This is a genomic window from Kordiimonas sp. SCSIO 12603, assembly GCF_024398035.1.
Classification (GTDB): Bacteria; Pseudomonadota; Alphaproteobacteria; order Sphingomonadales; family Kordiimonadaceae; genus Kordiimonas.
Window position 1 is genome coordinate 263,760 of sequence record NZ_CP073748.1, and the last position, 12,455, is coordinate 276,214.

Here is a 12,455-nt window from a genome sequence, read left to right on the forward strand (position 1 = left end):
ATAATATAAATATCTTCAACAGTTATTCCTACCGGAAGAATACTATCAGACATGCCAAAGAAAAACAGATTCCGCAGTGCTAAGTCATACGGCAAACTTGATAAAGACGGTTTCATCCACCGCAGTTGGATGAAAAATCAGGGCTTGCCTGATGAAGCTTTTGACGGGCGTCCCATTATTGGTATCTGCAATACATGGTCAGAGATCACCCCCTGCAATGCCCATCTACGTGATATTGCCGAAGTGGTAAAACGCGGTGTGTGGGAAGCAGGCGGTGTACCACTGGAATTTCCTGCCATGTCACTCGGCGAGACCCAGATGCGCCCCACAGCTATGCTATTTCGCAATTTGCTTGCGATGGAGGTGGAAGAAAGCATCCGCGCCAATCCCATTGACGGTGTCGTTCTTCTTGGTGGCTGCGATAAAACTACGCCGGGCCAGATTATGGGGGCCGCTAGTGTTGATTTACCAACGATTGTAGTATCAAGCGGTCCCATGCTTAACGGCAAATTTCGCGGGAAGGATATTGGTTCTGGCACCGATGTTTGGAAGTTTTCTGAAGCGGTACGCGCTGGGGAAATGACACTGGCGGATTTCATGTCTGCGGAATCTGGCATGTCTCGCTCACCAGGTACCTGCATGACTATGGGCAGCGCATCAACCTTCGCATGTCTTATGGAAATTATGGGCCTCAGTCTGCCCTATAACGGTACGCTTCCTGCCGTTGATGCCCGCCGTAAAGTAGTCGCCCACAACACAGGCCGCACAATCGTGGATATGGTGAAAGAAGATCGGCGAATTTCAAAAATAGCCAGCAGAAAATCGTTTGAAAATGCCATTCGGTTGCATGCAGCCATCGGCGGCTCCACCAATGCAGTTCTGCACCTCATCGCGCTCGCAGGGCGTCTTGGTATTGAACTAGACCTCAATGATTTTGATACACTGTCCCGGGATATTCCTCTTATTCTAAACCTGCAGCCATCTGGCGAATATCTAATGGAAGATTTCCACTATGCCGGCGGGGTGCCTGCTGTGGCAAATCAGATTTCAGAAAAGCTGCATTTGGATGCGGCAACGGTTACAGGCACACCTCTTGAGGGCACCATTGGTGAGGCAAAAAGCTATAATGAAGATGTTATCGCCCCAGCGGAAAAACCCTTTAGTAACATATCAGGCACCTGGGTACTGAAAGGCAATCTATGCCCGAAAGGTGCTATTATAAAGCCGAGTGCTGCTTCACAAGATCTTCTTTCTCACACAGGTAAAGCTATGGTTTTTGAAGATATAGAAGACCTTAAAGTTCGTATTGATGACCCTGATCTTGATGTGGATGAAAACAGTATTCTCGTGCTCAAGGGATGTGGCCCCAAGGGTTACCCTGGTATGCCTGAGGTTGGTAATATGCCAATACCGAAAAAGCTTCTTGAAAGGGGCGTGAAAGATATGATCCGTATTTCTGATGCGCGGATGAGCGGTACGGCTTTTGGCACTGTTGTTCTGCATGTTTCCCCTGAATCAACGGCAGGGGGTCCACTTGCATTCGTTCAAACAGGGGACGAGATCCACTTTGACGGCCCAAACCGCAAGCTTGAATTATTAGTAGATGAGGAAACGCTTAGAGAGCGCCGATCAACTTGGGAACAAACACAACCCCAAAGTAAATATACGCGAGGCTATTACAAACTGTATATTGATCACGTTCTTCCAGGCTGAAGATGGCTGCGACCTTGATTTTCTTGTCGGGGCCAGTGGTTCTGTTGTGGACAGGGAATCCCACTAATGACAGGCAAAGCCTACATCTTGGGAGATTGGGGTACCAGTAATCTGCGCCTTTATCTGTGTGGTGAAAATGGCACTTTGTTGGATGAAAAGAGTGGGCCCGGTATCGGCAGTATACGAGAAAAAGCCCAAGAGACATTCCTCAACCTCACCTCTGACTGGCAAGAAAAATATGGTGCAATGCGGGTTACGTTATCGGGCATGGTAGGGGCTAATATCGGTTGGCGCAAGATGCCTTACTTCAACTGCCCTCTCAACATAAACCACCTCAAAAATCAGCTCATAAGCTTCACAGCAGAAGGGCACCAAATCACTATTGTGCCTGGCTTAAAAACTAAGAATCCCCTCGGTTCTCCTGATGTAATGCGAGGCGAGGAGACCCAGATATTTGGTGTATTGCAAATGTTACCTGAGCTTATGAGTGGTGAACACTTGCTCTGCCTTCCGGGAACGCACACAAAGTGGGTCCATCTGAAAAATGGGAATATTAAAACGTTTCTCACGACCATATCCGGGGAACTGTTCGGTCTTCTCAGAAAACACAGTGTGCTTCTTGATATGAAAGTGGGCTTACCTTCAAAAGTTTGTTCCGCCTTTGAAGCTGGTCTCGCTCGAGCATCAGAGCAAAATAAGACAACACTTCTGCATTTGATTTTTGAAGTGCGCAGCAAACAGTTAGTAGGGGAGCTCCCTAAAGAAGATGCCGCTGCTTATCTTTCAGGTCTTATCACAGGTCGAGATGTTTCTGGCGCCATCCAAATTTTTGGAAATAGTAACGCCGTAAAGTCCTGCGTTCTTATTGGTACGGATACCCTCACAAACTTCTATAAAACAGCTATGGAAAAGCATAATATTCATGTGAAAACAATTGCAGGCTCCGAAGCAGCACTTGCCGGCCTGAATGCTATCCATACATCATTTCAGGAGTAAATAGTGAACAGCGCCGAAACATATCTGAAGGAAATGCCGCTTGTTGCTATTCTCAGAGGTATAAAACCAGATGAGGTAGTTGCCATTGGTTCAGAGCTTATAAATGCAGGCTTCAAAGCCATTGAAGTGCCTCTTAATTCACCGGACCCTCTGGAAAGTATTAAAAGACTGGTGAATGCTTTTGGCAGCAAATGCCTTATTGGTGCAGGAACCGTTCTGACACCAGATGCTGTGGAAGCAGTAGACGGCGCTGGCGGGAAACTGATCGTAACCCCCAACACAGACCCTAATGTAATTGAAAAGGCAGTTAGCCTTGGCTTGCTGCCTATGCCAGGTATGGCAACCGCTACAGAAGCACTGACAGCGGTGAAGGCAGGGGCAACACATCTGAAACTGTTTCCTGCAGGCACATACGGGAAAGGCCATATTGGCGCCTTGAAAGCAGTACTGCCAATCAATACAAAAATCTATGCCGTGGGTGGCGTATCGCCAGATAACTTAGCTGAATGGCTTTCTGCTGGCGCTGACGGTGTGGGCTTTGCTTCAAACCTCTATAAACCGGGCTTAACCGCAGCAGATGTTGCAGAAAATGCAAAACACATGATCACTGCATATAAAACTGCACAGTAAAAGAGAGAAAAATGACCGGCGATATTCTTCATAGTGTCCCTGTCCAAAACCAGCTGGGTGAAGGTATTATATGGGATCACCGGACAAGCACCCTTCTCTGGACAGACATACTCGGCAAAAGACTATTTCAGATGAAATGGGAAGGCATTGAAATTATTGAGCAAGCCTTGCCTGAAAAACTATGCTCCTTTGGTTTAACACCCAATCCTGACAGGCTGATAGCAGCTTTTGAAACCGGTCTTGCTTACTTCACAATCAGCACCCAAAAGATTGAGTGGCTGCATAAAATTTACGGCACTGAAGCCAAAAATACCCGGCTTAACGATGGCCGCGTTGACCGTCATGGTAATTTCTGGGTTGGTGGTATCGTGGAAGATGATAGCGCTCCTACAGCAAAACTCTATAAACTTAGCCCTACTGGCAAACTTAGTATTCACCGGGATACGATTGCCATCAGTAACAGCTTGAGCTTTTCTCCGTCCGGTCATGAAATATATTTTGCTGACACTCCAAATCAATTAATTGAAATCGCAGCACTTGATGGCACATCGCCCCTTATGTGGCATCCTTTCGCAAAAACCGATCCACATGCTTATCCTGATGGTGCAACTGTCGACAAAGAAGGAAACCTATGGTCCGCCGAATGGGGTGCTGGACGAATAACAGCCTATACTCCTGAAGGTAAATTACTCACAAGGTACAATGTACCAGCAACACAGCCCACCTGCTGCACATTTGCCGGGCCAGAACTCAACTATCTATGCGTTACATCTGCCACGACAGGATTATCCCATGAGGCATTAGGCAAGACATCTTATGAAGGCAGTATGTTTATTTTAAAGACTAGTTTTACTGGTCTTCCAGAGAGTATTTTTGCAATAAAAAATTACATTTCCTAAACACCAATACCAGCTACCTATGCTGAGAACAAACTGCTACGTTTTTTCAATCAACTCTAGCGCTTCATCAATCAGCTTCTGCATCGCTTCCACTGCAATTTGCGATTGGCCTGCAGCAATCGCCTCATATACAGCCCTGTGATCAACACTAGACGCACGATCCACACCTTTAAATCTATTCGTAAGCCGAATACTGTAAGTCAGTGCGCATTTCACCATTTCTTCAAGCTGCTTAAAAAATGGATTATCACTTGCGTTAAGCACAGCTACATGAAAAGCGATATCTGATGCTAGTGGATCATCCAGCCCCTTTTCTGACGCCTCCATACGCTCAAGCGCTACTGCAATTTGTGCTATCTTTTCTTCATCCATTTTCAAAGCAGCCAATCGGGCAGCTTCCGGCTCAAAAGCGCGACGGGTTTCCGTGAACTGTTTGATCAAAGTAACTGAAAACTGCCTTTCCAAAAGCCAGGTTAAAACGTCAGGATCAAGCAGGTTCCACTGCTCTTCGCCAAGTATCCAAGTGCCATGGCGTGGTCGAGCTGCCAGCAACCCCTTCGCTGTAAGCATTTTTATTGCTTCACGAACCGCAGTACGACTTGCTTCATATTTTACACATAAATCTGCTTCAGTTGGAAAAGCTTCACCACGGGAATACTCCCCAGCGACAATAGCAACGCCTAGCTCATTCACGAGCTGTCGTGTGAAACTTATACCTCCAGGTCGCAAACTCATTAAAATCCTCGTTCATAACATTCGCACGACTTATTTCAGGGGAAATAACTTCAATCAAGCCTTGATTATATTTTATCAGGCCCCACCAAATTCCTGACGGTGCATATCTTTATTTTTCCTCATCTGAATGTCCAAACCAAGCAGTTTTACTGCGAAACACGTTTCCGACCGTTCTCTAAAGAAACACCAGCAATAACAAGCCCAATCGCCATAATAGCTATAAATGTGTAGGCGATAGCAGGCATCTGCAACGAGAAATCCACAAGAGAATGCAGAGCTAATTGCCCCATAATGCATAATATCGCGAGCAGCTGCGCTCTATATCTTTCTGTATACCGCATAGCTTTTTTAATACGCCAAGCGATAGCAAAGAAAGCCATTAGCAATGCGATAGTAGCTGGTATCCCCACGGTAAAAGCTAATTCAAGATAATCATTATGGGCTCGATCGAAATATATATTTAGGCTATTTGTTCGGTATTGCTGGAATATATATTCAAATGAACCGGCACCATGCCCAACCAGTGGACTGTCTTTAATACCCTCTAAAACCATGGGAAATGCGATAGCCCGACCATCAGTCATTATACCAGAATTCAATCGATTACTTAGGCGTTCGCCGCTTAAAGTGAAAATACCGACAACACTTGCAATCACTATGGACACTATTAACAACTTAGACTTCCAAGTATTTCTTTTTGCTTCAATTACTGTGACTAGGATAAACAATCCGGCCATTAAAAACGAAGTAACCACCCCTGCTCGAGAGCTCGTCAACATCAAAACAACGGCCAGAAAAACTATCTTAATGATAGGTTTCCAGCCACTTGTTAAAAAGAGGTTGATAGTATCTCGGGCATAATAACGATCGATGGAATCGCCTTTATTAAACCTAGACAATACTTCCGTTAACTCCATAATAGAGAGGATTAAACCCATACCGGTATAGGCAGCAAAACTATTTTTGTTAACAAAGGTAGAAGTCAAATCTTTTGTGTAGACTACTTTCTTATACCAGAGAACATACTCATTCCCTGACACATACAAAGCAAAACCAATCGCTGCATATATAAAAATAATATTTAAAATTTTCCCCAGTAATTTCTTCGCATCATCACGCTGTTTCACGACATACAAGACAATCGAGAAAAACAGTAAATAGCTTACCCCCTGAACAGAGAAAAATGCGGCTTTCTTAGCAATTACGGGTTCAGTAAAGGCAAGTATCTGATAGAAACAAATAGTAAGAAATACCGCTACACCCAACCAAACAATAGTTGGTACACGCTGAAAAAACATTAAATTAGGCTGTATTTTTCCAAAAAAATTTAATCCAGAGGCTATACAAACTATTATAGCCACATAGGTGACCCACATCCATTGCCAAACAGGCCTAGCACTTGCCAACAAAGCTGGTGCTAAAAACAACAGAGCAATAATTAACTTTTGCACAGACTCAATCTCATCATTATGATATTAGTATTTCAACTTTATTTCATTAGTGTTAATTGATTTAGAGGTCAATCATGAGTACTGATATTGTAGATAACTCAGCCTATACTTCGAATACCAAGAACTCAATTAAGAATAAAACCGGCATATTCCAATTATCAGTAAAATTATTTATTATTGATATTATAGCGCTATTCATCACATTCTTTATCCCTTGGTTCTTTAGAATTGGAATTTGGGGTACATCTATTTCAAGCCTTTATTTAATAGCCTGTCTATTGAGTTTAGGCATATTTACTTTTATGGCTTTTAACGAAAAGTGCTATCAAGAAGATCGTTTAAAAAAACCTTTTGACGGCATAGTGACTACATCAAAAGCTATTATTTTAACCTTCAGCATTCTATTATTTATCACCTTCTTGTTGAAAGAAACATCCAGCTTTTCAAGGATCTGGGCTACGACATGGCTTATGCTTTTTCTAAGCTATGTAACTATATCGAGATTTTTTATTGCCAAACACATAAAAAAACGCCTTGCATCTGGCATTGGTCTAGAAACCGCAATTATCATCGGAAAAGTTCCAATAGCAGCTGCATTTGAAGCATTCATTAAAGAACATGAATTGAACTTTGAACTTGTTGGGTATTCGGCTCAGCGAGAGGAACAAAAACAATATCAGGGTACATTACCATGGCTTGGTCCGTGTGATGAGATTAGCCAGCACATAAAAAAATATAAAGTAGACCATGTATTTATCGCAGAAGAGCATACGAACAGCCCAAAAATTAAAACGCTCCTGAAAGAAATTAACAAACGGTCCGTTAACTGTTATCTTGTGCCAGACTTGAAAATGGAAGATGGCTTTGCTTCAAAAAGATATCGAAATTTCGGAGCGTTTTCTGCCGCAGAACTTAGCAATAAACCTATTGATCGCTGGCCTGCAATCGTAAAACGCATTGAAGATTTAACTTTATCTATTATTGCTTTACTCATTATTTGGCCAGTTCTTCTTATAACAGCGCTAGCGATTAAGCTCGAATCTAAAGGACCTGTATTTTTTAAACAACCTAGATATGGTTTTAATAATGAACTTATAAATGTTTATAAATTCCGGTCGATGTATACTGATATGACAGACCTACACGCAACCCAACAAACTACAAAAGATGACCTACGGGTCACTAAGGTCGGAAAGTTTATCAGAAAAACTAGTATTGATGAACTTCCTCAACTTTTTAATGTACTAATCGGAAACATGTCACTAGTTGGCCCTCGACCACACGCAGCTCAAACAAAAGCTGCCGGGAAACTATTTGAAGATGTTGTAGATAACTATGCTATTCGACACCGTGTTAAGCCAGGTATTACGGGCCTTGCGCAAGTAAATGGATGGCGAGGCGAGACAGACACGGAAGAAAAAATAATTGAGCGTGTTAAACATGACTTAGAATATATGAGAAATTGGTCTTTTACTCTTGATATCTTTATTTTATTTAAAACTGTATATGCCTTAATTTTTTCTAGTTCAAAAGCTTATTAAATACTCATCAATAGAAAAGAAAAAAACTCTATATGAAAATACTTCACATTGCTCAAAGAATTCAAGGAGGACTAGCTAGTTACCTAGAAGAGTTGCTATATTATCAAGAAAAATCTGATTTAATCGAAAATATAATAGTATCCATACCCAACACAGAAAAAGAGTATTTAACAAAAAACCAAAAAACTCAATATGAATATCATAACTTTATTTTAAGAAATATTTTTACTATGTTTTATTTTTTTGTCTTTTGTAGAAAACTGATTAAAAAATATAATCCCGATGTAATACATTTACACTCAGCGTTTGCAGGAGCAATAGGCAGAATCGCTATCATAACTTTACCCAAGAACCAATCAGTAACAATTTATTGTGCGCATGGTTGGTCTTTTGATATGCCCGTCAGCAGGATAAAAAAATGGCTCTATATAAAAACAGAGCGAATATTGTCGATATATACCGATGTGATCATCAATATTTCCAAGCATGAATACAACCGGGCAGCTACAGAAGGACTACCGAAATCCAAACTCGCATTAATTATGAATGGTACTCAAGACATACAAACAGAAGTCCAACCATTAAACTTTATAAACCAAACAGAAATGAATTTTGTTTTTATTGGAAGACATGATTTGCAAAAAGGCTTAGACTTTCTATTAAACATCTTCACAAATAATAACATTACTGCCAACCTACACATTTTAGGTGAAGCAGTTCTTAATCAAAACAATCAGAAGTCGCTAAAAAAACAAAATATTTTTTTTCACGGCTGGCAATCTAGAGATAAAGTTGATCAATTTATTACATCGTGTGACGCTGTAATAATGCCATCAAGATGGGAGGGCTTTGGCCTCGTTGCAATTGAAGCAATGAAATTATCTAAACCAGTAATTGCTAACCCGGTAGGCGCCTTATCAGAAATAATCCAGAATAAAACAAACGGGTATTTTATACCTTTCAGCGAGACCAACAAAGCCGCAAAGATGATCAACCAAATGGAAAAGTCAGATCTCGCAATATTAGGCAGGAAAGCAAGAAAGACTTACCTAAAATCATATCAAGCAGATAGAATGGCTGCTGAAATTCAAAGCTGCTACATTGAAGCAATCCGGAATACCAAATAATGAAAAAAATTATGTTAGAATGCATTTATTGTAGAGGTAAGGTAGAAATGACTGATCTTACCTGTATCCAATGTGGTAAATCATATAAAAGCATGATTGATACTTCAGATACAATACCCATTATGATTGATTTTTCTGATAGCGTTTTCACAGAAGATTTATATTCCAGCTCTAAAAAAACAGAATACAATCTCCCATCCAGATCTTTTCACTTCAAAGGTATGTTACGAGCACTATATTACAAAGTAATTCGCCCTTTTAGCGGAAGCAAAATCAACTTTTCGTATATTAAAAATTTCATTAACCAAAATAATCAAGAAAGTATAAATGTACTAATTATAGGTGGCGGCACAAAAGGTCATGGAATAGATCAAATCCTCTCGCTAGAGAAAGCCAACATAGTGTCGGTTGATGTTTACCCCTCAAATTATGTTGACATAATTTGTGATGGATCCAATTTACCTTTTCCCGACAAATATTTTGATGTTGTAATTACCCAGTCGGTGATCGAACACGTTCTCACCCCACATAAATTAGTAAACGAAATCCATAGAGTATTAAATAATAACGGTATAGTTTACGCTGAGACATCCTTTGTACAACAAATACATGAAGGGGCTTATGACTTTAGCCGCTATTCCTTAAGCGGGCACAGATGGCTATTTAAACATTTCGACGAAATCAAAAGCGGCTGTATTAGCGGCCCAGGTTTTGCGCTTAATTGGGCAATAAAATATTTCATGTTGGGTGTTACGAGAAGTGAAGCTATCGCAAAACTTAGTAGTTTATTGTTTTTCTGGCTAAACTGGTTTGATTTGATAATTCCACATAAATATAAAAAATTAGGCGCTGCAGAAGTGTATTTCCTTGGGGAGAAGTCTAACACTAATATAGATCAATATGATATTATTAATTACTTCGATAAAAGCTACAATGAACAAAACTAATATTATATTCCTAGCCAGTATTCTTATTCAGGCTTTAGTAACATTTGTTGTTTTTCCATTGCTTCCAGATAGATTTTCAAGCGACACTAAAAAAGCATTTTATTTAGCATCTGAAAATATAGACGAAATAACAGGATCATTCAAAAATATAGCATTCCTTTACTCATATCTACCTCAAGACAGTTATCAAATAATATCATTTCTTACATCAATATTATTATTGTTTTTTCTTTTTAAAAAAATTCCGGACAACAAGATAAACTGGCAGCATCTCGTTTTTATTTTCCCGAGCCAGTTCTTCGTACTATCATCTATTAATAAAGATACTTTTGTTTTTATACTCTACCTAACAACGATATACTTAATATATAGTAAGAAATCTTGGAAATATTCTATTATTTTTCTACTATATTGTTGTTATGCATATCTCTTTAGAAGTTATTTTTTCATCATAACCAGTTTGGCAATTTTATTTATATGTTGGGATAACAATAAAAAAATAGGGATAACTGTTACTATACCTCTAACTTTAATCTATTTTTTTATTCCAATTGAGTATTTACATTCCATTGCATACCATAGAGACGCGGGAAATCTATATAGAATGTACTATCTAGATGCCGGAGCTCGAACAGCTTTCCTAAACCCATACCAAACACCAAATCATTTAGAATTTCTTATTAACTATACATATGCCTTTGCAAGATTGAATTTTCCTGTGGTTTTTAACTTTGAGCTAAGAGAAACAATTATGTTTCTATATAACTCTTCCATTTTCATTTTAATATTTAAAAACTTATCCTCCATATATGAAGATCAGAACAAGAAACTTATGCTTATATTAGCCACCTCTCACATACTTACTTTAGGTTTATTTGAACCTGATTTGGGATCATATTTTCGGCATGTGTCACCGCTGGGTATATTCTATATATTCCTAATAAAACCATTGCTAATTAATACTCGACACAATCACTTCTTAAAGGAACAAAAACGAGGCTTTGATACAAATGGATAAGAAGGCTAAATCTAGAGATCATTTATATACATGAAGATATAAAACCATATAATAAACATTGATATTTAGCTGCCTCTAATTGTACATCATTTAATCAAATACTAATACTTAACAAACTGATAAAACTACCGAAACAGCTTCTATTTTAACTTAAAGGATAAATACTGATGCTTATAAAAAAGAAATCTTCTATTATCTATATAGCGTAAATAGCGATTAAATTACCTATCGAACAGATCAATGTACATGAACAAAACTATACTTAAATTATCTACCAAAAATCCTATAATAAAATTTATCCGATTTATTTTTATAATCTTTATTTGGGGATTATTCTCTCCCATAAGACTTTTCATACCCAAAAGGAAAAACCTATATCTTTTTGGAAACAATAAGGGGTCTATTGATAATAGCTATTATTTGATGGATTATCTATCTAAAAACTTTCCAGATCTAGATTGCTTTTGGGTTAATCGAAACTCCATGGAGATATATTCTTTACGTTCCATATGGCTACATCTCAGAGCTTCCAAAGTATTCATTGTAAACGGTAAAACAGACATCCTTATATGGTTGGTAGGCCACGCAGAAATACACAATTTATGGCATGGTATACCTATGAGGAAAATTAGACTAGACGATGATATGCAGCATGGTTTGAATAAATGGTTTATTGCATTGAGTGATTGGTTAACCCCAGCTTTTCATTACGTAAATTCTGAGTACGAACGGAATATAATAAAGTCAGCTTTCTTCAGACAAAAAGCAATCCTAGAAACAGGCTCTCCGCGTACAGATATAATTTTACATCAAAAAGCTGCGAATATAGCTGAAACATCAACTACACCTACCGACATAAAAAAGGTACTGTATGCGCCAACTTGGCGCCCTTATGATAGTCCCTCCCCCCTTATGTCTGTTGATGACTGTGAATATATCAACAAAGTTTGTCAAAAAAATAACTTAATATTGTATATCCGTGCTCACTTTTTAGAAAATATTTCAATCGAATCACAAGCTAGGTTCCCTTTGATTCAAATTTGTGACAATGATAACGATGTAAACACCGAACTAGATCAATACGACATACTAATATCGGACTATTCTTCAATAATTTTTGATTACTCGTTACTAGATAGACCTATTTTTCTTTATACACCTGACATCGATTTGTACTCTGAAAAAGTAGGCTTTTACTTAGACTACAAAGATTTTGTGGAAGGCAACAACTATACAAATTGGAAAACCTTGATGAAAGCCTTGAGTTCTTTAACTAATAAAAAGCTCCTAGAAAACAATCTGGTTTTGAGCTCTAAGTTCAAAAAGCTAGGGCATACTTTTACGGATGCTCGGAATATGAAACGAATTGCCGACTTTGCTATAAAAGGAAAATTATAA

9 protein-coding genes and 1 pseudogene are annotated in these 12,455 nt (G+C 39.1%); 8 read left to right on the plus strand and 2 right to left on the minus strand.

The genetic code is table 11. From position 1 onward, the window contains the following. Positions 1-51 precede the first annotated feature (51 nt). The 4 genes and pseudogenes from KFE96_RS01135 to KFE96_RS01150 all read left to right on the plus strand — a co-directional run bounded on the left by KFE96_RS01135 (position 52) and on the right by KFE96_RS01150 (position 4,238). Positions 52-1,780, plus strand: a pseudogene (locus tag KFE96_RS01135) (IlvD/Edd family dehydratase). Then, entirely contained in the window at positions 1,780-2,709 is a 930-nt protein-coding gene (locus tag KFE96_RS01140; RefSeq protein WP_255834180.1) for a 2-dehydro-3-deoxygalactonokinase, read from the plus strand. Before KFE96_RS01135 ends, KFE96_RS01140 begins: the two are co-directional and overlap by 1 nt. Then, on the plus strand, positions 2,710-3,339 hold the full coding sequence (locus KFE96_RS01145; RefSeq protein WP_370650548.1) for a 2-dehydro-3-deoxy-6-phosphogalactonate aldolase: 630 nt from the start codon (positions 2,710-2,712) through the stop codon (positions 3,337-3,339). It begins immediately after the preceding gene. An 11-nt stretch (positions 3,340-3,350) separates the two neighbouring features. Then, entirely contained in the window at positions 3,351-4,238 is an 888-nt protein-coding gene (locus KFE96_RS01150) for an SMP-30/gluconolactonase/LRE family protein (RefSeq protein WP_255834182.1), read from the plus strand. Between the two features lie 36 nt (positions 4,239-4,274). Here the strand turns inward: KFE96_RS01150 and KFE96_RS01155 are convergent, their stop codons facing one another. Together KFE96_RS01155 and KFE96_RS01160 are read right to left on the minus strand one after the other, a co-directional pair. Then, the gene (locus KFE96_RS01155; protein WP_255834183.1) at positions 4,275-4,973 is read right to left on the minus strand and encodes a FadR/GntR family transcriptional regulator; all 699 of its coding nucleotides are present in this window, start codon (positions 4,971-4,973) and stop codon (positions 4,275-4,277) included. 146 nt (positions 4,974-5,119) lie between these two features. Next, complete coding sequence (locus KFE96_RS01160; RefSeq protein WP_255834184.1) at positions 5,120-6,424, minus strand: O-antigen ligase; 1,305 nt, start codon at positions 6,422-6,424, stop codon at positions 5,120-5,122. Between the two features lie 74 nt (positions 6,425-6,498). Here KFE96_RS01160 and KFE96_RS01165 point away from each other — a divergent pair, with 74 nt between their 5' ends. The 4 genes from KFE96_RS01165 to KFE96_RS01180 all read left to right on the plus strand — a co-directional run bounded on the left by KFE96_RS01165 (position 6,499) and on the right by KFE96_RS01180 (position 12,455). Continuing rightward, positions 6,499-7,965, plus strand: coding sequence for an undecaprenyl-phosphate glucose phosphotransferase (locus tag KFE96_RS01165; protein WP_255834185.1), 1,467 nt, complete (start codon positions 6,499-6,501; stop codon positions 7,963-7,965). 32 nt (positions 7,966-7,997) lie between these two features. Beyond that, positions 7,998-9,092, plus strand: a complete 1,095-nt coding sequence (locus tag KFE96_RS01170) for a glycosyltransferase (RefSeq protein ID WP_255834186.1) — start codon at positions 7,998-8,000, stop codon at positions 9,090-9,092. Between the two features lie 47 nt (positions 9,093-9,139). After that, positions 9,140-10,039, plus strand: a complete 900-nt coding sequence (locus KFE96_RS01175; RefSeq protein WP_255834187.1) for a class I SAM-dependent methyltransferase — start codon at positions 9,140-9,142, stop codon at positions 10,037-10,039. Between the two features lie 1,264 nt (positions 10,040-11,303). After that, entirely contained in the window at positions 11,304-12,455 is a 1,152-nt protein-coding gene (locus tag KFE96_RS01180) for a CDP-glycerol glycerophosphotransferase family protein (protein ID WP_255834188.1), read from the plus strand.

Bases quoted from the DNA above. Each gene is read 5' to 3' on its own strand.
- KFE96_RS01140 (WP_255834180.1), top strand. From the start codon at position 1,780: ATGACAGGCAAAGCCTACATCTTGGGAGATTGGGGTACCAGTAATCTG.
- KFE96_RS01150 (WP_255834182.1), top strand. From the start codon at position 3,351: ATGACCGGCGATATTCTTCATAGTGTCCCTGTCCAAAACCAGCTGGGT.
- KFE96_RS01155 (WP_255834183.1), bottom strand. From the start codon at position 4,973: ATGAGTTTGCGACCTGGAGGTATAAGTTTCACACGACAGCTCGTGAAT.
- KFE96_RS01165 (WP_255834185.1), top strand. From the start codon at position 6,499: ATGAGTACTGATATTGTAGATAACTCAGCCTATACTTCGAATACCAAG.
- KFE96_RS01170 (WP_255834186.1), top strand. From the start codon at position 7,998: ATGAAAATACTTCACATTGCTCAAAGAATTCAAGGAGGACTAGCTAGT.
- KFE96_RS01175 (WP_255834187.1), top strand. From the start codon at position 9,140: ATGACTGATCTTACCTGTATCCAATGTGGTAAATCATATAAAAGCATG.
- KFE96_RS01180 (WP_255834188.1), top strand. From the start codon at position 11,304: ATGAACAAAACTATACTTAAATTATCTACCAAAAATCCTATAATAAAA.